This is a genomic window from Paraburkholderia sp. ZP32-5, from assembly GCF_021390495.1.
Classification (GTDB): Bacteria; Pseudomonadota; Gammaproteobacteria; order Burkholderiales; family Burkholderiaceae; genus Paraburkholderia.
In genome coordinates this window covers 2,395,892-2,416,914 of the sequence record NZ_JAJEJP010000002.1, presented here as the reverse complement: position 1 = coordinate 2,416,914, position 21,023 = coordinate 2,395,892, and the positions used below count along the sequence as shown (strand labels likewise).

The 21,023-nt window shown below is 57.5% G+C and carries 20 protein-coding genes; 9 read left to right on the top strand and 11 right to left on the bottom strand.

What is annotated here, in order from left to right; translation table 11 throughout:
• The first annotated feature begins 67 nt into the window (after positions 1–67).
• On the top strand, positions 68–970 hold the full coding sequence (locus L0U82_RS29530; RefSeq protein WP_233836627.1) for an SDR family NAD(P)-dependent oxidoreductase: 903 nt from the start codon (positions 68–70) through the stop codon (positions 968–970).
• Between the two features lie 91 nt (positions 971–1,061).
• Here the strand turns inward: L0U82_RS29530 and L0U82_RS29525 are convergent, their stop codons facing one another.
• The 9 genes from L0U82_RS29525 to L0U82_RS29485 form a co-directional block, all read right to left on the bottom strand.
• Positions 1,062–1,727, bottom strand: a complete 666-nt coding sequence (locus L0U82_RS29525; RefSeq protein ID WP_233836626.1) for a hypothetical protein — start codon at positions 1,725–1,727, stop codon at positions 1,062–1,064.
• Positions 1,727–2,677 (bottom strand): DUF692 domain-containing protein, encoded by a 951-nt coding sequence (locus L0U82_RS29520; RefSeq protein WP_233836625.1) that lies wholly within the window; start codon positions 2,675–2,677, stop codon positions 1,727–1,729. Before L0U82_RS29520 ends, L0U82_RS29525 begins: the two co-directional genes overlap by 1 nt.
• An 8-nt stretch (positions 2,678–2,685) precedes the next feature.
• Entirely contained in the window at positions 2,686–2,910 is a 225-nt protein-coding gene (locus tag L0U82_RS29515) for a hypothetical protein (protein ID WP_233836624.1), read from the bottom strand.
• A 90-nt stretch (positions 2,911–3,000) separates the two neighbouring features.
• The gene (locus L0U82_RS29510; RefSeq protein WP_233836623.1) at positions 3,001–4,614 is read right to left on the bottom strand and encodes a S53 family peptidase; all 1,614 of its coding nucleotides are present in this window, start codon (positions 4,612–4,614) and stop codon (positions 3,001–3,003) included.
• A gap of 790 nt (positions 4,615–5,404) precedes the next feature.
• Positions 5,405–6,109 carry a hypothetical protein gene (locus tag L0U82_RS29505; protein ID WP_233836622.1) on the bottom strand — a complete coding sequence of 235 codons (705 nt, stop codon included), beginning with the start codon at positions 6,107–6,109 and terminating at the stop codon, positions 5,405–5,407.
• 419 nt (positions 6,110–6,528) lie between these two features.
• A complete protein-coding gene (locus L0U82_RS29500) occupies positions 6,529–7,554 on the bottom strand; it encodes an IS110 family transposase (protein ID WP_233831573.1) in 1,026 nt (341 codons plus the stop codon).
• A gap of 168 nt (positions 7,555–7,722) precedes the next feature.
• Positions 7,723–8,493, bottom strand: a complete 771-nt coding sequence (locus tag L0U82_RS29495; protein WP_233836621.1) for an FkbM family methyltransferase — start codon at positions 8,491–8,493, stop codon at positions 7,723–7,725.
• A gap of 168 nt (positions 8,494–8,661) precedes the next feature.
• Complete coding sequence (locus tag L0U82_RS29490; RefSeq protein WP_233836620.1) at positions 8,662–9,051, bottom strand: RidA family protein; 390 nt, start codon at positions 9,049–9,051, stop codon at positions 8,662–8,664.
• 266 nt (positions 9,052–9,317) lie between these two features.
• On the bottom strand, positions 9,318–10,160 hold the full coding sequence (locus L0U82_RS29485; protein WP_233836619.1) for an SDR family oxidoreductase: 843 nt from the start codon (positions 10,158–10,160) through the stop codon (positions 9,318–9,320).
• Between the two features lie 133 nt (positions 10,161–10,293).
• Here L0U82_RS29485 and L0U82_RS29480 point away from each other — a divergent pair, with 133 nt between their 5' ends.
• The 3 genes from L0U82_RS29480 (at position 10,294) to L0U82_RS29470 (ending at position 13,157) form a co-directional block, all read left to right on the top strand.
• Positions 10,294–11,220, top strand: coding sequence for an AraC family transcriptional regulator (locus L0U82_RS29480; protein ID WP_233836618.1), 927 nt, complete (start codon positions 10,294–10,296; stop codon positions 11,218–11,220).
• Between the two features lie 296 nt (positions 11,221–11,516).
• The gene (locus L0U82_RS29475; protein WP_233836617.1) at positions 11,517–11,702 is read left to right on the top strand and encodes a hypothetical protein; all 186 of its coding nucleotides are present in this window, start codon (positions 11,517–11,519) and stop codon (positions 11,700–11,702) included.
• A 294-nt stretch (positions 11,703–11,996) separates the two neighbouring features.
• Positions 11,997–13,157: an IS30 family transposase gene (locus L0U82_RS29470; RefSeq protein ID WP_233828879.1), complete on the top strand. Its 1,161-nt coding sequence runs from the start codon at positions 11,997–11,999 to the stop codon at positions 13,155–13,157.
• Between the two features lie 155 nt (positions 13,158–13,312).
• Here L0U82_RS29470 and L0U82_RS29465 read toward each other — a convergent pair whose 3' ends face one another.
• Positions 13,313–14,161, bottom strand: coding sequence for a hypothetical protein (locus L0U82_RS29465; RefSeq protein WP_233836615.1), 849 nt, complete (start codon positions 14,159–14,161; stop codon positions 13,313–13,315).
• Positions 14,162–14,866: 705 nt separating this feature from the next.
• Here L0U82_RS29465 and L0U82_RS29460 point away from each other — a divergent pair.
• From L0U82_RS29460 to L0U82_RS29440, 5 genes are all read left to right on the top strand, one after another.
• Positions 14,867–15,193: a hypothetical protein gene (locus L0U82_RS29460; protein WP_233836613.1), complete on the top strand. Its 327-nt coding sequence runs from the start codon at positions 14,867–14,869 to the stop codon at positions 15,191–15,193.
• Between the two features lie 231 nt (positions 15,194–15,424).
• Positions 15,425–16,579, top strand: coding sequence for a PDZ domain-containing protein (locus L0U82_RS39930; RefSeq protein WP_233836611.1), 1,155 nt, complete (start codon positions 15,425–15,427; stop codon positions 16,577–16,579).
• A 104-nt stretch (positions 16,580–16,683) separates the two neighbouring features.
• Positions 16,684–16,917 carry a DUF2167 domain-containing protein gene (locus L0U82_RS29450; protein ID WP_233836609.1) on the top strand — a complete coding sequence of 78 codons (234 nt, stop codon included), beginning with the start codon at positions 16,684–16,686 and terminating at the stop codon, positions 16,915–16,917.
• A 74-nt stretch (positions 16,918–16,991) separates the two neighbouring features.
• On the top strand, positions 16,992–18,164 hold the full coding sequence (locus L0U82_RS29445; RefSeq protein WP_233836607.1) for a hypothetical protein: 1,173 nt from the start codon (positions 16,992–16,994) through the stop codon (positions 18,162–18,164).
• A 24-nt stretch (positions 18,165–18,188) separates the two neighbouring features.
• On the top strand, positions 18,189–18,680 hold the full coding sequence (locus L0U82_RS29440; RefSeq protein ID WP_233836605.1) for a hypothetical protein: 492 nt from the start codon (positions 18,189–18,191) through the stop codon (positions 18,678–18,680).
• A gap of 211 nt (positions 18,681–18,891) precedes the next feature.
• Here L0U82_RS29440 and L0U82_RS29435 read toward each other — a convergent pair whose 3' ends face one another.
• On the bottom strand, positions 18,892–21,000 hold the full coding sequence (locus L0U82_RS29435; protein WP_233836604.1) for a beta-propeller fold lactonase family protein: 2,109 nt from the start codon (positions 20,998–21,000) through the stop codon (positions 18,892–18,894).
• Positions 21,001–21,023: the final 23 nt, after the last annotated feature.

Below are 21,023 nucleotides of genomic sequence, written 5' to 3'. Positions count from 1 at the left end.
TTCGTGCCCGCGCACTCACTGCCCTGATCTGCTCCCTCGCAGCAGGAATAGAAGCTATTCCTCACCCGTGGCTACCGAACGAAGCCACCCGGGCGGAGGATACGCATCAACCAATGCACGAAAACATTGGCTCCGATGCAACAGTCCGTTCTGGCCGTCCAGGCCGGAGGACCGCTTCGAAACCTATCTGTTGAGGAAAACCATGACCCAAGGTCTGAAAGGCAAACTCGCCCTCGTTACGGGCGCTTCGCGTGGAATCGGTGCCGCTATTGCGGCACGTCTTGCGCGCGACGGCGCAGCGGTGATCGTTCACTATGCGTCAAATCAGGCGCGGGCCGAAGCAGTCGTCGAGGAGATCCGCGGTGCCGGCGGCGAGGCTGAAGCCGTGGGCGCCAACCTGTCGACGCTGGAAGGCGTCAAGAGCCTGATCGATTCGCTGAGCGGTGCGTTCGGCGGACGCTTCGAGGGGCGCCTCGACATCCTGGTCAACAACGCGGGCACGGTCGAGTACGGACCATTCCTCGATTCTTCGGAGACGTCATACGACACCCACTTCAATCTGAATGTTCGTGCACCGATCGAACTGGCAAAAGACGCCGCGGCGCGAATGGTCGCGGCGGGCTGGGGACGCATTATCAACGTGGGCTCGGCCTTTGGTGAAGCCGCGCCACTGCCGGGCGTGACGCTCTATATCGCATCGAAGTTCGCGCTCAGAGGCTTCACTCGCGGGCTATCGCGTGAAGTCGGCAAATACGGCGTGACCGTGAATGCCGTCCAGCCCGGCCCGACCGAGACAGAACTTGCTCCGCAACCCGGCACGGAAGACCACGCAACGATGACAAAGCTCGCAAGCGTGGGTCGCTTCGGCAAACCGGCGGAAATCGCGGCGGCCGTGGCTTATCTCGCCAGCCCCGAAGCAGGCTTCACGACGGGCGAGAGCCTGACCGTCGACGGTGGATGGATTGCCTGACGCAGGGCATCCGGCTGCAAAGGTATAACGGTTCGCTGTTGTTTGCTGGCGCCCCGGCTTGACCGGGGCGTCCACGTGCTAGCGCTTTGCTTTAAACGCCGGACGATACGACAGCAAGAATGCCGACCGAAAGCATCTCCTTCAACGTCGCGTGCACAGCAGAAGGGAACACACTGACAGTCCTGGCGGACTGCAGTTGTCTCCACAATTCTTCTTCGAGCGGTGCTGCTTCACGAACAAGATCAGGAAGACCCGGCGCAAAGAACAGCGTCAGGTGTGGAGCGGTCACAAGAGCCGAATCAGGAGCGCGGCCTATTAGCGTCGTGTCATCGCGCGGCCATGCTGGCGAAGCAAACGCGTGACGTCCCATGGATGCCCGGTAGGTCGCCTGTTCGACACGGCACCAGTACAAAGCCGTGGAGTCATCCGCGAGGTTCGCGGATAAAAATTCCAGGAACGCTATGGCTTCCTCAGTACGGAACGCGTTCCGTCCTCCGCCATGGTCGACCCAGGCGCAGATCAGCGCGTCGCGCCGGTCAGGTGGCAGTACGCTGAGCGTATGTCTCGCGAGCAGTTTGACGCGGCTTTCGCACCAGGATCGTTGCACGTCGCATGTAAAAGCAAAGCCTGGACTTGATAGCAACCGGGTCACTTGATCGAGTTCCGCTGCCTGAAATTGGACGCAAGGCAGCGATGGCGGCTGTTCATGCCTGGAGATTGCACGGCCGAGCGTCGCCTGAAAATCGTGGAGTCTCATCAGGTGTCTCTCGCGTCGGGACAGTGGCGCAACCATATGTCGCGCGCACGTTGCAGATTGCGCGCGATCTCGTCTACACCTATCCGAACTGCGTGTGGCTCCAGCAGTTCAAACACGACGCCAGCGACATGTTTGCAGCGGGGCAGCGTGTAGTCCAGCAGTTCCCATACCGTTTCAGGCACACCGCGATCGTGCGCGTCGGTCCAGTAGCCGCTTTCCCAGTGTCCGCCGGCAACATGTATTTCGACGACGCGCTCGAGCGCGAAGTGTTCGACGACCTCGAACGCGTCGAAGCCATGGTTGATGGCGTTGCAATACAGATTGTGCAAATCGAGCAACTGCCCGCAGCCGCTTAACAGCGTGATCCTGTTCATTAACGCGCATTCGTCGGGGACCCCAGGTTCGCGCGGCAAGTCAGTCAGGTAGTGCGCTGGATTTTCAAGCAGGAAAGGCACGCCATAGCGGTGCAGTAGTTGGGCACCGCGGTCTGCTACGAGGCAGGCAGCTTCTTCGGTCAACGGCAACGGTAGTGGTGTGCCAGTCTGCGCTACCGATCCGTCGGTGTCCTCGTATGTTTGAAACGACAGGTGTTCGCTATGCCATTGGAAAGGCCACAGCTGCTGCAACTGATCCAGTATGGCGAGATAGGCACTGTTCCAGCCATGCGCCGAACCGATGGATAGCTGGACTCCGTGCACGACCATCGGCATTTCGCCGCAGATGGTCCGTGCACGGTCAAGCTGCTCCCGTATAAGCACCTCAATAGTCCCGTCAGAAGTGCTTTGCTCATTGCACATCGTCTCAGGTGTGACCTCGACGAAGTCCATCAGGCGTCGATGATAAATATCGGCCGGCAAGCTCGGGAAATAGTTGAAACCAACCCCCAGTACATGGGCCGACGTGCCGGTTTGTCGGCGAGTGAGTCCGCCATGCATCGTCGGCGTAGACATGGTGTCAGCTAGGCATTCTCGTAATTCGCAGCGATCACGCCCCGCTTGATCATATCCGGACCAGGATCTCCGCCGAATTCGACATGGAATAGTGCGATCAGACCGCACGTCATGCAGCCACTGCGTTTGAGAATTTCGTCGACGACGGCGTGGACGTCATCTTTCGTCTGCTGCTTGGGATGCGGAGTCAGTACTAATGTGGCACGTTTGGTCTGTAGCTTTGGGGTGTTCATGTTGCGCTCCTGTAAAGGCTCCGGCAATGCCTCACTGCATCCGCAATGCCGGAATGTGCGGGCAGGTCGTTCGGGGGCGGAAGCGTTTCATCATGACAAGGCCCGAACAAGAGCCTTGACATCCGGCACCCCCAAGCCGGTGACCATGTCGTATCCTTTGCCGGCGGTGTACACGCCGTTACTGCCTGAAACGATGTCCCGGAAACAGTTGGTCTTCAGCGAATAGATCAATGGATTAAGAAAAGGCAGAAGCGGCTTGCCGGCATTCTGTCGGGCTTCGTTGATCAATGCGCAGAATCCCGCCCATATAGGAGCGCTCCAACTCGTTCCGCCGATCTGGGCAGGCTTTCCATGCAGGATGACCAATGCGCCGTCATTGGGATCCGCGGTGACACTGACATCGGGGACGAGCCGGTTCGTGCCGGCTGGTACACCGTCTCCCTGCTGCCACGACGGACGTTGGAACAGAATGCTTTTGCCGCCACCGCCGTCTGCCCATCCCGTCTCGTTGCTGACGGTGCCGTTTGATGCAAGCACGAGTGTCGTTCCCCCGACACCAACCACGCAGGGATCGGATGACGAAAATTCAACCTGCAACGGGCCGTTCGACGCGTGTCCGGTAGAGTCGGGATTCGATCCCGCGTCGCCGGTGGAAACGAATACGTTGACCCCCGCGGCGGCAAGCCGGAGAAATCGCTGGTGCTGGCTTCGAACGATGCCTTGCTGCATGAAGGTTTCGCCCAGCCCCAAACTGACGGACAGTTGACGCATAGCCGGGAATTGAGCGAGATCGGCCAGAATGCGGTCGAGTGCGCGATCCAGATCGGCGAACTGCAATGTGCCGCTGGCATAAATACGGATCTGCGCGTCAGGCGCAATTCCGCTAGTCCACTCCGCGTCAAGCGTTTCCTCGCCTTCAATCTGCGGGAGCGTGACTCCGTTGACGTTGATTTTGGTAACCTGGTTGATGGTGGTCGCAAGACCATTGCGTTGCCAGAACTTCTGCAGATCGCTATCGGCGGGAAATGTATCGATCAGAATTGCAATGATCTGCCCTTTCCCGGTGAGGTTCAGTCCGGCAGCGTTGTAGGCTTTAAGAATTTCACCCACGAGATAGGGCGGCGAGTTGGCGATGTTTGGCGCAGCGGTAGGTTCGCCGGTTTTACTTGCCGGATTGGATGGTTCGAAGCGATTGGTTGGCGTAATCCGGCGGAAATGCTTATGAGCATGGAAGCAGGGTTGTAATCCAAGAATTGCATGAACGCCGTTGGACACGTCGGAGGGTAAGCTCGGCGCGTCCTTTGCAACGGTGTAGGTGATTCCATCCCGGGTAACCTGAACCATATTGACCTGCAGACTGCTTTCGATCTGCTTCACAGTGGCATGAGTCACCACACGTGTTCGATCGTTCGATACTTCATCGATCTTGAAGCCTTGAGTTTTCAAATAGGCAACTAATGGGTCGACCTCCGACTGAGGTACCGCATATTTCGAGTTCAGTTCACTAATAGGGACAACATCACCTTTTTCCACGCGAGACTCTAATTCCTGACGAAGCTTGTCGTCGATGCCTAGCGCGAAAGTGACTTTCATTTCGTCACTGTCTTGTGCCGGGCTTTTCGCGTTGACCTTGAGACCGTTCGGGGTCGGACCGGGCTGCGCAGGTAGTGCTGCAATACTGTCGTGGAACAGTTTTCGGCTCATCACGCTATCTCCTTAAAAGGACGCATCGCATTTTCCCGGCTTGAAAGTACTCACGGCGCGCGTTTCCGGGACTGGACGGGATCTGAAGCAAAAACAACATTCATAAAAAGATTTTCTAAAAATCTTTCAATGCCGTAACGTGATGAGGCAGTTCCAGTCTTCAACAGATGCAATCTGTCAGTTTTCGACGTGAGGTCTCTGCTCAAAAACTGAGCGGCGGCGTGGGTGCATTTCCCGCACGCCACGGAAGCGGTCGCGGCAACGCTTCAGCTACGCGGACCCTGATCGGTTTGCTCGCCGGAATTTTTTTATCGGAGCATCGATTTACTTTCGTCCAGGTCTCATTGCCGCAGTGTTCTTAATTAAAACTGTTTTAAATTGTGGACGGACTAGGCGCCAACAGATATGTTTATAGATTATGAGTATCGCGTTGGAAGCTGACAAATGAGCGCTAGCACACATAAAGACGGCGGCCAACCGGACCGATTCCCGGACTCGCGCCGTACAAAATATTCATAATGAATAAACGGTGGGAGATTCCCCAGTGTCTCGCGGAATCTATTTCTCAATCGTTTCACGTTAAGTTTTTAATGCGACGGCGCGTGCCATAGCGAATTGCTGACTGACTTACAGCGCGCGATTACGATCAATTAACGCTGAAATTAAAATTTCAGTTAAGACATTGACCGGCAGTGAAACCAACATTCGCGCTCGCAAGAGTTCGAATGGCAGAAAAGCAATGGCGGATTCGGCCAGTCAAACCAAAACACCGTAGCTGCTGCGCTGACGTTTATTCAAAAAGACGCCAACGCCCAGACTCAGAACACACGACGACCCGTTCACCGTCCAGCCGAACCTGTTCGTCATCCAGCTGCAACGAGGTCGATGAATCGACATCGAAGGCAACCTTCAGTGCGTGCGTAACATGACCATCTTCAATAGGAAGCTCCCAGGTCAGAAATATCTGGACGCAATCGTCGTCAGTCGCGAAGTCGTCCGCATTGAAACCGCTTGCACCGCGCCGAATGACGCCATGAGGCTGGCCCGTATCGAAGATCACCGCTGTTCCCCGGGTTAGTGGAATGCGACGGCCCAACGACGGAAAATGCAAATCCAGCCCGCGGTCCTCACTCAGAAAGAGATTGCAAAAGGCGGCACTGCCATATTGCTCGGCGTCGTAGTGGTATCTCGCGCCGCGGCAAGCCATCAGCGCGACATCACTTGATGCAAGCACCTCGGGTATCCCCAGTGCGGACGTCCGGTCGGACATGGCCTGCACGCAGCGCGTGTAGTCCGGCCAACGTGCGCGCGCTCGCGCCAGCGGCATCGCCTCGACATCGCCAGGCTCCAGCACCATGCGCGTCGATATCTCCCTTTCCCAATCCGCCAGTAGACGTACAGACGGCGCAGGCACGTCGACCGTACCTGACAGTACGACGTCACTGACGCACCGACTGCGGATGACGTCGCCACTCCAGAAATAGGAGGTCAGCATGGCTTGCACTCGATGCGGTTGAGAGGGGAATTCATGCGGGCGATTGTAGCGATTCCGGCGAGCACTTCGGCGATCGCCTCTTTCCTGATGACACGCTTTAGCGCATCGGTCGGCATGCTTTTGCTGACTATCTGCGCGATAACGGACGCAAAGAAAATCTATGGTCACCCCCGTTTTTGCAACACTGATCTTCGATGTTGTGGTTGGCTTGCCTAAATCTATCCGGCGTCGTTGTGGGGATCGCTCCCCGCGCCACGATGAGAATCGCGCCTGACGATCCTAAAAAAGCCCGCGGCTTCGAAGGCCAATTTCTTTGACAGGGTGTTCGCCAGGCCGGTGTGCCGTTCACGTCATCAAATTTCAGCGGTCGCAAAACCAGGAAGTCGGAACTTCACAAAGCGTGGATGAGAGTCGGGGGCTCAGACTTGTAAGGCACCCGCTCCCGCATCGAACGTGCTGTTGCGCGTTGCCAGCGCCCAGGCGGTTCGCGCCAGCTTGTTGGCAAGAGCGCAGGCCACCACGTTTGAGTGTCGGCGTGTGAGCATCGACCGAACCCATGCGGCCAACCGGCCTGTCTGCCGGTCCAGCCGCTGCATGTAGGCTCTGGCGCACTGCACAAGCAGGCGACGTATATTTTTGTCTCCGCGTTTGCTGATGCCCAGCAGGTTTGCCTTGCCGCCCGTACTGTACTGGCGCGGCACGAGACCGATGGACGCCGCGAAGTCCCGACTGCAGCCGTACTGTTTGCCATCGCCCATTTCGGAGGCGAGTACGCTCGCCGTGATCGGACCGACACCCGGGATGCCTAGCAGGCGCTGGCCAAGGTCATCATCGGCCAGTTGCCGGGTCAGCTCTGTCTCGATTTGGTCGATCTGTTCGCTGAGATACTTGAAGTGGGAATGCAAACGATCGAGGATCGCCACCAGTCGCGGTGGGAGCGAATGCTCGGAGAGAACTGCCGGCAGGCGCTTGATGACAGCCTTTCCAATCGGCAGACTGATGCCAAATTCGAGCAGGAAGCCGTGCATCTGGTTGCATGTCTTAACGCGATCCCGAACCATAGATTCGCGAAGTCGGTGCAAGGTCGAGAGCGTTTGCTGCGATTCTGTCTTGGGCGTCACGAAGCGCATGGCCGGACGTGACGCTGCTTCGCAGATTGCTTCCGCGTCTACGAAATCGTTCTTGTTACTCTTGACGAAGGGCCGCACAAACTGCGGCGAGATGAGTTTGACCTGATGCCCGAAGCCAGCAAGTTTCCGGGCCATGTGATGAGCGCCTGCGCAGGCTTCCATGACCACCGTGCAGCAGTGAAAGGTGGCGAAGAATTCAATCAGCTGCTTACGACTCACCTTCCGGCGGAACACGGCTTTGCCGTGCCGGTCCTGACCGTGAAGATGAAACGAATGCTTGCCCAGATCGACTCCAACCAGCGTCACGGTCTGCATGATGGCCTCTCCAGAAAAGAAAACACCCTGCAGCGTAACCCGCGTGCAGGGTGGGGGTGACCATCTCATTAAGCCCCTCCATTCGGAAGAGGGGCTTTCGCGGAACCTGTAGTGCGTTAGTTCGCTGTGAACCGACAGCAGCAGCGAGTTTTTACAGAATGCACTGGCTTAGCGAACCTTCGCATAGACGACGCTAGTGCCGTTCTCCATCAGCGTGATCTCGGTCGGCCACTCGGGGTGTTGTGCCAGCCAGTCTTCGTCGGCGTACCGCAGCAGCTTGTAGCCTAGGCCCGTCAGCAGATCCTGCACCTCGCCGGCTCTTGGATCGCTGCTCAACGATTCGAACAGGATAGGTGGGAAGCCGTCTTTCGAGATGCGATCGATCGCGCCTCGGAAGACCTCCATCTCCATGCCTTCGACGTCGATCTTGATCATCGTGATCTTCGACGGGAGTTCGAAGTCGTCGAGCCGCCTGAATTCGCACGGATCGGTCGTTTCCAGTTTCTCCTGTGCGTCCTTGCCCGGAACGAGCGAGTAGCCGCCGATATTCAATGCGGCGTGGAAATTCATCGCGGGAATTTCCTTGCGCTCGTTGACACCCGACAGCGCGATATTCTGCGGATAGGCGTTCTCCAGTTGATTCAGGAAAACGTTGCCGCAGAGTTGGTAGAACACGATGCGCTGGGGCTCGAACGAATAGATCTTGCCGCCGCGTGGCGCAATGTGCTTCGCGAGTGCAACGGTGAACGTGCCCAGGTTGGCGCCGATATCGAGAATCATCGGCGTCATGTCGGTCATATCGACCAACGTCCGTGCGATCGAAACCGTCAGCTCATCCCAAACGCCGTGTTCCGTCAGTACCCTGGAAATGCCGTTTCTCTCGTAGAAGGCAAGAAAGTCCCCGTTCTTTGCGCGAATCAGATTGACCTGTGGCAGCATGTTTTTCTTGGTTTGTGATGTGGTTTTGTTAGAAGGCGTGTAAGGCTTTTGTCGGATTTCGGGGTCGACTAAGTCAACATGATGCGCCGATGTTAGCCTCGAAACATACAGCGCGTGAATGACATGCCGGCGATTCGCGCAAGCAGTTCCGCCGCGACGTCTTCGAAATCAGACCGCTTTAGCGGCGATGATTTCGATTTCCACGAGGATTTCCGGACGTACCAGACCAGGAATGATCTGCAGCATGAAGGCGGGCTCGTAGCCCTTCAGGAATTCGGCTCGCACCTTTGCATAGTCGCGGATGTATGCATCGCTGGTCAGCGAGGTCGTGACCTTGACGATATCCGTGATGTCCATGTCGGCCTTTTCGAGGATGGCCATGATGTTCAGCCACGCCTGTTTCGATTGGCCGACGATATCGTCCGCAATTTCGCCATTCGGCGCGAGTCCCGGCGTGCCCGCGGTGTACAGCCAGCGTTGATTCGGGCCGACTTCGGTTGCGTCGCTGTACACGCCGATCTGACTGGCAACGCCGATCTTGTGGAGCTTGTGTGACATGATGTTCCGCCCATTGAAAACGATTGGAGAAGATTCCAGCCGGCGGCGCACGATGTCGGAAACATCAGGTGTGCCGCTCGCTGGAGTGGTTTCATATTAACGCTGCCGGTCGAGCCGAGGGCGCGCGCTCGAATTCAAAGATTGGGTCGGCATTTTTTTCTCTTGTGACGGCTTCGATGCCGCTGCGTTGTTGCGCCGACTGCCGTCGGCTCCTTTTCTTGCATTCCAAAGCGAGCGACGGTCCACCAGTCGCCTTGCAGCAAGGCTTACATGCCTGGCCCAAAGTCCGTGGAGAACGCGAGCGCTTTCTGTGCCTCCAGAGCAGCGAGACGGTCGCTCAATTGCTTGTGCATCACGGTGTAGGCATCACTGCCTAGCGCTATGCGTTTGGGCGCGGGATGCTGGTCGGCGCTGGCAATCATGATGGCGGCCATCTTCGCGGCATCACCGATCGGTACGCTGGTTCTTTCCTCGACGATCCGATGCGCGGCACGCGCCGGCGACGCATCGTAGGCATCGAGTTTGCGCGACAGTTGTGCGCTTCGATAGCGGAAGTCCGTTCGCGCCGCGCCCGGCTCGACCAACGTGCAACCGATATCGAAGCCGGCCACCTCCAGCGCAACCGCATCGATGAACCCTTCGATGCCCCATTTGCCGGCGTGGTACAGCGAGCCGCCGGGGAACGTCGCTTGCCCGCCCATCGATGACAACTGGATGATGCGCCCGCCGCCCTGAGTCCGCAGATGCGAAAGCGCCGCGCGCACGGTTTGAATGGAGCCGATCAGGTTCGTGTCGATCTGATGCGTGATCTGATCGTCGGTCATTTCTTCGGCCGCACCGAATAGCCCGTAACCCGCGTTGCTCACGACCACATCGATACGCCCCAGTTCACCGAATGCCCGGTCGACGACGCCGCGGATTGCCTGGGTGTCTGTCAGATCGAGCTTGGCGAGCCAAAGAGCAGCACCGTAGCGCTCCTTGAGATCGGTCATCGAATTGAGATCTCGCACGGTACCGGCAACGCGATCTCCTCGGGCAAGGAGCTGCTCGGTCATCAGACGGCCGAAGCCGCTGTTCACTCCAGTAATAAACCATGTCTGCTTCGTCATATTGGCATCCTTTCCGATCTGTTCGGCTACGGGGTCTACCTGGCAAGTCCAGGCAGTCGACGCAGCTTAAAACCGGGTGTTCAGATTTTGAATACTTGAAAGTCGCAGTTTCATGCGCGAGAATCCAGCCATCATGATCGATCCTTTCTCCGACTTTCTGAGCTTCATGGGCGCGCGGTCCGTCATTTCGGGTGGGCTGGTTGCCGGCGGAGCATGGGCAATCAAATTTCCGCGTGCGAATACAGTCAAGTTTTGGGGCCTGGCACGGGGAAGCTGCTGGATCCTGTTCGAAGGAGACCAGCAGCCCATTCGCATCGAAAGCGGGGACGTGTTTCTGCTCAGCGAGCCGCGCTCACATGTTCTTGGGACCGACCTGAATGCGCAGAGCGTCGATCTCGCCGATGTGCTCGAAGGGCGCGTCGGCAACATCGTCCATCACGGCGAAGGCGACGAGTTTTTCATGATCGGCGGCAAGGTCGAGTTGAGCATCGCGTCCAGCCAGCTTTTGCTCGACGCGCTACCGCCTCTGATTCATGTGCGCGGGACCTCAAGCCAGGCGCAAGTACTTCGATGGCTGCTCGATCAGCTCGTTCGGGAGCGGCAGGGTAGCTTGCCGGGGGCGCATATCGCATCGAACCAACTCGCGCATTTGATGTTCATCCAGATACTGCGGGCGCATTTCGAGGCGGCCGGATTGCCGCCGGCTGGATGGCTTCGCGCATTGAGCGACAGGCGGCTTGCACCTGCACTCCAACTGATGCATGACGATCCCGGCCGTGCCTGGCAACTTGGAGAGCTTGCGCAGGCAGCGGCGATGTCACGTGCGACGTTCGCCGCGTACTTCAAGACCGTTGCCGGAATGCCGCCTCTTTCGTATCTGACGAAATGGCGAATGCATCTTGCGCAGCGCGCTCTTCTGGAGAACCGGACACGCATCAACGTGCTTGCACGCTCGCTTGGCTACGCGTCCGAGAGCGCGTTCAGCAATGCGTTCAGACGCGTCGTCGGACGTTCACCGAAGCACTTTCAGGCAGAAGCGGTCGAGAAATTTACGACGTAGCGGGGCGTGCGGTAGCACGGCCTTTTATGTCGGTCTGTGGACCGTATGTGTCGCGATCGAACCCACAGAGCCAGACGAAGAGTTGGGTCCGACCCACCGGCTGCGGCGCGCACGTCGGTCTACCAATTCGCGCCGGTTGTCATTAAAAATCCAATATTTTCAAACGGTTGCGTGATCGCTTATCGCGGCGCTACCGTTTGGCACGCACTTTGCCTTGATCCTGACCGAGGAGTGGCGACACCCCCAATACAGGCTCTGACATTCCTCGCTGACTAATTTGCCCTTGGAGAATCGAAATGAACACGCTGGTAATCAAAGACCTCGCCGTGACCGTCGAAATGGATCGTGCGGCAATGACCGCCGTCAGCGGCGGCAGACTGCCGCAGCAAATCGAGAACATCATCCAGGCCGTTTCCGACTATGCAAATGACTCTCCTACCCAGCATAGTTTTACTGGCAGTGGGACTTCGGTGACGTACTAACGGTGCACGGCGATTTCGTAGATCGAGGCCCCGTTAACGAGGGGCCTCTTTGAATTTGCTTCTGGTGGCTTTGTCTGCGTTGTCGTTGTACCGATCGTTCCGCCTTAATTCGATGGGTTGTTGTGGGCGGGAGCGTTCTTTCCGAGGGTATTACGACCGTTTTCTTGCGCACGATTACGTGCCCGGTCAGTTTTCTGTCAGTGAGAGCGCGCAGCGTGACTGGCCATTGCGGGTGACGGATTCAACCGGTCGATGCAACACCTAGAATCTGCGTGAGCAGCGGAGGAGTTGCAAATGAAACAGCGACCGAGAATTTATTACTCCGAGACCCAGAAAGCGCTGATGTGGGACCGATGGCGCAAGGGCGATACGATTCATCAGATTGCCAAACTGTTTGATCGGGGCCATTCTTCGATTCAGCGAATACTATCGGAGAACGGTGGCATCCAGCCGCCGCAAAGGCACCGTGCGCCACAGGCATTGACGCTCGCGGAGCGCGAGGAGATTTCCCGTTCACTGGTGTCCGGATTGTCGATCCGGTCAATAGCAGCCAGGCTGGGACGCGCCCCTTCCACTATAAGTCGTGAGTTGCAGCGCAACGGGGGCAGCCAGGGCTATCGGGCAAGCCAGGCGGATGCGATCGCGTGGCAGCGGGCACGACGGCCGAAGGTTTGCAAACTTATGCGAAACCAGACGCTGGCGCGAGTTGTCGCTGCAAAGCTGAAGTTGCAGTGGTCCCCTGAGCAGATTGCCGGTTGGCTCAGGCATGCTTATGCGGTCAACAAGGACTATCTGGTGTCGCACGAGACAATCTACCGGAGCCTCTATATTCAAGCTCGTGGTGCCCTGAAAAAAGAACTGCTTGAGCACTTGCGACGCTTTCGAACCATGCGCCGATCCCGTCATCACACACTGAAAACTGAGGGTCGCACGAACATTCGCGACGCCGTGTCGATCAGTGAACGCCCCGCGACGGCGGAGGATCGCGCAATACCTGGGCACTGGGAAGGTGACTTGCTGTATGGCAACGCGACGAGCCAGATTGCAACTCTCGTCGAACGTCAAAGTCGATTCGTGATGCTGGTAAAAGTGCCCAGCAAGGATTCTGCGGCTGTGGTCGACGCGCTGATACGACACGCCAGCAAACTCCCGAGAGAACTCTATAGATCGCTGACGTGGGACAGGGGATCGGAAATGGCGGAGCACCACCGCTTTAGCGTTGCAACCGACATTGAGGTCTATTTCTGCGACCCACATCATCCCTGGCAACGCGGTTCGAACGAAAATACGAATGGGCTTCTGAGGCAATACTTCCCCAAGGGTACTGATCTGTCTGCTTACTCACAGGCCGGACTGGATGCCGTCGCCAGGCGGCTCAACGAACGTCCCCGAAAAACACTAGACTTCGATACGCCGGCTGAGCGATTTAACCAAATCGTTGCATCGACCGGTTGAATCCGCCCCAAGGAATGGCCATTACTGAACGTAAGCAAGGCGACGTTTAGATAGCCGCTGCTTGTTCTCAATAGACATTCATTCGCCCATGATGCTTAGCCGCAGGAATGGCTCGTTACTTCCTGTGGCGATACTGCGGCCTCCTTGATCGGTATCTAAAACCCACATGGATTTGCCCGGGATAGCTGCAACGACAGCCTCGGCGGGATTCCGCCAGAACGTGGTTCCTTGAGATACATCGCATTGATTGTCGGGCAATGTGCATCTACGTATGTGGAGATGCCTTCCAGATCTGCCGGGCTGATTGAGGGGCCACCGTGTGCGACGCAGTAATCATGCTGTTCTTCGGCAATGCATACCTGATGCTCCCAAAGCGCTCGCTGAAATCGAAATCCATCTTCTTGCGATTGTTGAATCTCTGCTTGTACGGCGCACGGCGAATTTGAGTAAAACGTGAACGTGAGCCTGGTCCCAATGTCATCGTTGGTTTGGCCCGAATAGCCGACGAATGAAGTCATCACGGGAATACCCATGCTGCCACCCGCAGGATGCGCAGCGGGCAACGCGTGATAGAGATCCGATTTGGTGATGCACGCGTAGGCCGGCAATGAAGTAAATTGCAGATGAGCTTCCGTACCGTCTTGTATCAGGTACTGGTCTGTGCATCGAATCGTGTGGTCAATGGTATATAGAATCGACGGTGGACTAATTGCGAGTGCCTGCGCGGTGAGCCACTTGCTGTCGCCGAAACTGGTGTGCCAGTACCAGCTTTGCTTATCCGCAGTAACCGTCGTTTTCGTTTCCTGTTTCGGATCTGAATATGTACGGCAATCCGCCGGCGACGGTATCGCATTGGATGTCTCCGCACGATAACCAATGTCGAGCATGTGCATCGTGGCGCTGACGTCGAACATTGCACCAGCGTCCGCGACAGCGGCCAGTCGCTGCACGAAGCGGTCAACCATCACTGTGCGATTGCCGCCCGCAGCCTCCGGAGAGGGCACAGCTTGATCCGGGCTACTCGCCGAGCTAGGCGTCTGGGGGGCGATTTCTGCTCTGGAATGAGAGTCACGCGCCATGGCAGAACATGCCGAAAGTAGTATTGCTGCTGTGACGATCAATACGGAAAATCGCATAGACACGGACCAGGCAAATTAGGTGCGGCGATCATATCAGCATGTCGACTTCCTCAAGCCTTCATGCCTGGTGGTTTTTCAGATTCGAATGGCGGCGGAATTCACTAAAGCACACAGCGATGCTGACGTGGTCGGACGACCGGAACGGGGCGGCTGCGGAAGTTGGCATTGATGCTGCTGCGCAACCGCGGTAAGCCGGAGCCTTACCTTACTCCGCCAGGATCGTCCGTAACATCCGTCGCCAAATGTTCACGGAGCTTTCCCGCTGAATGAGATATTTTCTCTGCTTGCGATTTTTGCCCGGAAAGCGGAATTGCTAACAAAGCGTAAGGCTTCATGCGGCAATTAAACGGAGCCTAAGAGTTTCATCGAAGCGAATATTGCAAGCGCATTTCAGATTCAACTCGTAAGAACTCGAACAAACAATCCGTAGGCTGGTGAGACGCGGAGTCGCGGGGAACGGGGATGGCACGCAGAGGAAACTGGATCGAGTTGACTATTGGAGTGATAGGACTGGTGCTTGTATTCGCCACGCCTGCTCGAGCGCAATCACCGGATGTGCCCGAGCGATGGATGGCGTATGCGCAGCTCGTCGGGTATCAGTTTGAGACCTGGCTGCAGGCGGATGACGACTACTCCAATGCGTTTCGCCAGTATCTGCAAGACCGGACTCCGAATACGAGCGGCGGTCCGCCGCCGCTAGTCATCAGAGTGAGTGCCTGGATCGGCGCGGACGACCGCGTCAAGCAGGTCGAATTTGATTCGCTGGGGGATGCAACTGCGGATGCGAACCTGCATCGGATTCTCACGGGCCATTTAATGACCCAGCCGCCGCCCGACATGCGGCAGCCGCTACGTCTGAGCCTGCATCTGGCGAAGGATGCGGAAAAGACGCCGTAAGCCTAAAGTACCGCGCCACGCGCGGAATCGCGGGATCAAATTCAACAAGATGAAAGCGCGTAATACAAACGCAGCCGTTTCAATAGGATGCATTGGCGGCGCAATAAAAATGTTTATTGGGGGTGGCTGGTGCGGCGCAGTGCAATTCTTCTGATAGCAATGATGTGCATGGCTGGGCCAATCCGCGCTCAGGACTTTCAGATCGGTGGTGACGAACAGAATGAGACATTCGTGCCACTCGAAGTCCGTCCATCGCTCGGCTTGTTCGTTGTCGGCTACGTCAATGGACGCGGACCCTACCGGTTCAGCATAGGTATGGTCCAACACACTCTCCTGACGCCTGCTGTAGTCATGGACGCGGGCCTCGCGACCCGAGACAAGGGGGTGTTTATTGACGGCAGTAGCAACCACATCGAGGAGGACCTGCAACTGACGGACGCGACTCTGCGGCTGGGCGACAAAGAGACGTCACTCAATGGTGCGCACGTTTTCCCCGATCATGATCTGTCGGCTTACGTTCCTGTTCCAAACTACGGAGGCGCGCTCGGAGTCGAAGTATTCCGCAACCGCATCGTGCGGCTCGATCTGTCGCATAGTCGCCTGGTGCTATCCCCGCGGACGGCCGCCACCGTCCCGCCGCCTGATTCAATCGAATTGAATCTGGATCAAAGCGCGAACGGAGCGGACCTCGATCGTCTGCCAGCGGTTAATTTGTCGCTCGACGGACAGCCCGGCAGATTTCGTGTGACCTTCTCCGCTGCTTCGGTGAGTTTCCAGGAAGCTTCGTCACTCGGCAGGAACCTGCTCGACAAATCGCCTCACCAGTTGACGGTCAGGGGGTGGACCCCGGACGGCATCGTCAGGTCGCAGGTTGGAACCGCGAGCGAGCTTGAGATCGGCGGTCAGCGGCGGACAGCGCGTGTCAGTCTTTCGCGTCGCCTCGACATTCTGCCGGTGCCGATTCGACCATCGCCGCGCGATCGCGTATTGGTGCACGAAGTGCCCGTCGACGGGGTGGTCGGCCTGCGCGTATTGGGAGCATTCGACATGACTATCGATGAACTGGCCGGCAAGATGTGGCTCAGTCGTCGCGACAAAATGTCGTTTCCGTGTCGCATGGTTTCGTCGGCTCAGAACCCTGGCGCGGCGGGTTTTACGCCTTGGCTTTACAAGGGACACGGTGTGGTCAGTTCAGTGATCGAAGGTTCCGCTGCTGAGGCAGCCGGGATACAACCAGGGGATCAGATCGTGTCGATCGACGACGGCGATGTGCCGGCGTTCTACGATCATCTGGACGCGACGTGCCTCGCCCCTGCACCCATCCATGTTGTATTCCGCAATGCGTCCGGCGATCACACGGCGGTGCTGAACCCTGCGACGCCATGAGCGATCAGTCTACGGAACGCTTCAATTGGATTGAAAGTTCGGGATAGCTGGTCGATACGCGTTATGAATAATGCCTGGCTCACGTAGTACAGACGAGTGTCCGCTTGATTGCTGCTTCCGAGGAGTTTAATCAGGCCGCACTGTCTGGCCCGGGCCAGATCTCGATCTTCAATGAAGCGACGCTTGCTTTTCCGGCAAGTGACAAGTTTGTGCCCGCGTCCGCCGCGGCTCGCTTGCTGCGCTCAATGGGACAGACGGTCGATGACAAAAGACTCGTTGGCATGATCATGCCGGATGAGGCGGACGCTAAATGGGTTGCCATTGTCACGTTCATATGAACGGGGCGCTTGCGCTCGATGTTCGGCCTTTGGCAAGCGGGAACCCGCTGTATCGCAGAACAGGTGCATAAAACATGAGAAAAACTGTTGCCTACGTCCTTGTGACCGTCGCGATGCTTCTGGGCGCGACGACGGCCCGTGCGGACAATCCTACGACTGAGTGCAAACGCCTCGACGAAAAGCAGGCTGAATGGATATCTGGTGGTTTCTATGAAGGATCGTTTGAGGACGGTACGCCGTTTCAGATGAATCTGTTTCAGCCACCGCCGGCGGCGGTTGAAAACGAGATGCCGGCTGAAGGACTTCAAAGCGAGTACTGGTATCCGCGGCACCGTCGGCGCGCCAAACTCCATCTCGAAGTCTCGGTGTCAGGAGAAGCTGGTCTTTTGATTCGCACAATGGGCATAGTGCAGTGGCCTCATATCACCGACGACAAAGAATCGGACTCAGGCAAATCGACATCGGAGACGTTCACAGCGACGCATTCGAAAGACTGGGCGGAAATCGAAGGTGTCTGGTCCAGCGACACGCTGCACAAGGAAATGCACTTTCATATGACGCGGGCGTTCTCTTATAGGACAAGCGTGTATAGCTTTTTAACCGACGACTCCATTCAATTGTGGGATTCCAGACGGAGTATTAACGTGAGAACGTATCCGATCATGGACGACTCCATGCATGGTCCGAAGAGAGCGGCGCTGCACACATTATTGGACAAACTTAATGACAGCGCGGCCGAGTCATATTGCGACGTCCAGGATAGCTCTACGTTGGCTGCCGAGTGGGCGTCTGCAGATTTCCTGTTTCTTACCAAATTGTCGAATGAGTATCGACTGGGCGCTGCCCACGGCATCGGGGATTTGTATTCCATATCTCACTACGAACTTCGTGATGGGCAGTACGAGCAGGTCTATCTGGATTCCTTCTATGAGCCCAGCCTTGCCTGCGAAAATCAGCTGTTCGACCAGATGGTCGTCGGGCTTGTGGCGGATCAAGCGGCACAGCCGGAAAATGCCTATACCGTATTTCCCGGCCGCAACCTCGCCAACTCCACGAGTCATGGGGAACACGATATAGTCCTGCGCGATGACATCCCGCAGGACTATCTGGTGACGCCTGAGGGCATTGAGTTTTACACTGACCCATATGCGCTGGGCTCTTACATGGACAACCACAGGATTTTCATCGAAAAACGCCAGATCGCGAATTGCGTGAAAGCGCTGCCGCAGTACAAGCCGTTTTTGTAAGGGCGGTCTGCTGCCGTTCGCTCCATGCCCGGTAACCTGCAGCTCTTCGATTCTACTGCGCATATATCACGAACCATGCGACGCTTGATATCGGCCGGACTTTTGTTGTATTCGATGGTGGCAATTGCGGATGTTTGTCCCAGCAAAGGGGAAACAATTCAAACGATCGCGTATACAAAGTCATTTCAATGTCCGATCGGCACTATTCACGTCGAAGGTGCCGCGAATCCTGAAAAATACCAAAGTTGCCTCGGCGATGTCCCCGCGGCGAAGGAACAGGTGTGGCTTACCCGTAAGGGCCTGCCGTCCGAAATATTGCCATCGGTCCGATCATTGTCGCCTGAAGACAATGCGCTTATCCAACACAAGTTATGGGTCGTCGCAAAGGTTGCGTGCGACGGACCGACAGGTATTCACATCGACTTTTGGGGCGGCGGAAATTGCGACCAGTGCACGAAATCGGTCGAATATGAATTTGATGGGCACGGCGGCCTGAAAAATACTCACATCAAGTAGCCGTATCTGTCATGAAGCGAATGTATGACCTTGAATCGTCCGCATTCGCGGGCGATGCGAGTCGAACGTCCTGGCACGGCGCGAGTGCTGCGCGCCACAAGTCGAAGGACTGCTACTGCTGAGCAGATCGCTGTACATGCAGGCTACAGCGACGCAACAGCTCCTCGAAGAATGAAGCGCAAGATTGACGGGGGCTGTAGCAATTTTCCCCTCAGGGCGTAATCGCAACAGATTGCGTATTACCCGCCGCCGCAAAGGGGCTACCCGGAATGACCGTCATCACGCCGGTAGTCGTATTGATACTGGAGGCGTACACGCCCCCACCGGACGACGAGACATAGATGAATTTCCCCGACGTGGAAATCGCAATGCCGTCGGCACCGGGCGCCGACGGAAACGGACTTCCAGCAATGGCTGTGAGTACACCGCCCGAGCCGATGGTGTAGGCATTCACGCCGCTCGCGAACTCGTCGCTAGCGTACACGACTGTTCCAGCAGGATTGATCTGGATGGCATCCGACGATATACCCGCGGCGGTCAGACCTGTCGACGTGAGAGCACCCGTCGTCTGGTCGATCGACCAGCCGGAGATACCGCCGCCGGCATTCGCCGTATAGACGAGGGTTCCCGCGGGATTGACCGCAATCGAAAAGGGATTGGGCCCACCCGGAAACGGCGCGGCCATCGGGGTGAGTGCACCCGTCGTCGCGTCGATCGTGTAACCGCTGACGTCCGCGTCGTTGTAGTTTCCGACGTACACAAATCTGCCGCTGGGATCGACCACGATCGAGTAGGGCGAATTGCCCGTCGGGACCGTCGCTCCCCCAATCGGGGTGAGCACCCCAGTGCTGGCATTGATCGAATAGCCCGACACGGTGTTGCTGTTCAGATTGGTCACGTAGACGAATTTCCCGGATGGCGTGATCGCGATCGCGTGCGGATCGGCCCCCGCGGGAACCGGGCCGCCGGCCACCGGGGTCAATGCGCCGGTACCGGCATCGATTGCGAATCCGGCCACCGTGTTATTGCCCGACAATGTGACGTACGCGAACGCTCCCGTCGGTGTGATCGCGATGTTGCTGGGATCGCCCGACGCCGGAAACGGGCTCGCTGCGAGGGGCGTAAGCGCCCCTGTCGTTGCATCGACGGCGTATCCGTAGATCGCATTGGCCGATTCGACCGCGTAGGCGAACTGGGCCGGCACACAGGTTACGTTCACCGACGTGACGTTGGCCGCACCCACGACATTGCTGCCATTCGTCACCGTGCAGGTTTCGCCCACGGGCTGAGTGGAGACCGTCACGTTGTACGACGCGCCGCCCAATAACTGCGTGGCAAAAACGAAGCTGCCGTTGGTTGCTACGGCCTGCGTGTCCGCACCGTTGTTTTGAAGCGCGACCGACGCACCCGCGCGCAACCCCGACACGGTGCCGCCGATCGAATACGTCGGGTTCGCGCTGCATGCCACGCTCACGGCCGTCACGTTCGCGCCGATCTGCGTACCGCTCGCATTGTTGACGGTACACGTCTCGCCGACGGGCTGCGTTCCTACTGTCACGTTCCAGGAGGCGCCGCCGGCCAGTGCGGTGGGAAACGTAAATGCGCCGTTGGCCGACACGGTCTTCGTATCGGAACCGTTGTCGAGCAGCGTCACCGATGCGCCGGTGCCCAGACCGGATAACATTCCACCGACCGTGTAGACCGTCGGTGCATTGGCGGTACACACCACGCTGACGTTCGCGACGTTCGCGTTATCGACCGTGCCGAGCGCGTGACTTGCCGTGCAGGTTTCGCCGTTAGGCTGCGTGGCGACTGTGACATCGTATGCCGCCGCATTGACGAGTGAGGCAGGAAAAACGAAGGAGCCGTTGGCCGACACGGTAACGATATCGGAGCCATTGTTCTTGAGCGTTACCGATGCACCGCTATTCAGACCCGCAACGTTGCCGCCGACCGTGTACTGCGCGGGGATCGCGCTGCAACTCACCGAGATCGACGTGACGTTACCCGCGCTTACCGTGCCGGTGCCGTTGACGACCGTACAGGTCTCGCCCGGGGGCTGAGTGGCGATCGTAATGGAGTACGTCGCGCCATTGGCGAGTGGGGTGGGGAAATGGAAGCCGCCGTTCGCGTCGAGCGTGAGCTTGTCTTGCCCGTTATTGACCAGCGTGATCGGCGCGCCGCCCGCGCTCAGTCCCGTGATGTTGCCTGCTACGAGGTAATTCTGTACCGGCGTGCTGTTGAGCGTGTCTCCGCCGTGACATGCCGCGAGACCCAGAGATAACACCGCAATGACCGCACGAATAAAACGTTTCGACATTTTATCGATACCCGCTCAAGGGA

Bases quoted from the DNA above. Each gene is read 5' to 3' on its own strand.
- L0U82_RS29435 (WP_233836604.1), bottom strand. From the start codon at position 21,000: ATGTCGAAACGTTTTATTCGTGCGGTCATTGCGGTGTTATCTCTGGGT.
- L0U82_RS29460 (WP_233836613.1), top strand. From the start codon at position 14,867: ATGGCGTATGCGCAGCTCGTCGGGTATCAGTTTGAGACCTGGCTGCAG.
- L0U82_RS29505 (WP_233836622.1), bottom strand. From the start codon at position 6,109: ATGCTGACCTCCTATTTCTGGAGTGGCGACGTCATCCGCAGTCGGTGC.
- L0U82_RS29525 (WP_233836626.1), bottom strand. From the start codon at position 1,727: ATGAGACTCCACGATTTTCAGGCGACGCTCGGCCGTGCAATCTCCAGG.
- L0U82_RS29510 (WP_233836623.1), bottom strand. From the start codon at position 4,614: ATGAGCCGAAAACTGTTCCACGACAGTATTGCAGCACTACCTGCGCAG.
- L0U82_RS29515 (WP_233836624.1), bottom strand. From the start codon at position 2,910: ATGAACACCCCAAAGCTACAGACCAAACGTGCCACATTAGTACTGACT.
- L0U82_RS29480 (WP_233836618.1), top strand. From the start codon at position 10,294: ATGATCGATCCTTTCTCCGACTTTCTGAGCTTCATGGGCGCGCGGTCC.
- L0U82_RS29445 (WP_233836607.1), top strand. From the start codon at position 16,992: ATGAGAAAAACTGTTGCCTACGTCCTTGTGACCGTCGCGATGCTTCTG.
- L0U82_RS29490 (WP_233836620.1), bottom strand. From the start codon at position 9,051: ATGTCACACAAGCTCCACAAGATCGGCGTTGCCAGTCAGATCGGCGTG.
- L0U82_RS29485 (WP_233836619.1), bottom strand. From the start codon at position 10,160: ATGACGAAGCAGACATGGTTTATTACTGGAGTGAACAGCGGCTTCGGC.
- L0U82_RS29440 (WP_233836605.1), top strand. From the start codon at position 18,189: ATGCCCGGTAACCTGCAGCTCTTCGATTCTACTGCGCATATATCACGA.
- L0U82_RS29475 (WP_233836617.1), top strand. From the start codon at position 11,517: ATGAACACGCTGGTAATCAAAGACCTCGCCGTGACCGTCGAAATGGAT.
- L0U82_RS29470 (WP_233828879.1), top strand. From the start codon at position 11,997: ATGAAACAGCGACCGAGAATTTATTACTCCGAGACCCAGAAAGCGCTG.
- L0U82_RS29500 (WP_233831573.1), bottom strand. From the start codon at position 7,554: ATGCAGACCGTGACGCTGGTTGGAGTCGATCTGGGCAAGCATTCGTTT.
- L0U82_RS29520 (WP_233836625.1), bottom strand. From the start codon at position 2,677: ATGTCTACGCCGACGATGCATGGCGGACTCACTCGCCGACAAACCGGC.
- L0U82_RS29495 (WP_233836621.1), bottom strand. From the start codon at position 8,493: ATGCTGCCACAGGTCAATCTGATTCGCGCAAAGAACGGGGACTTTCTT.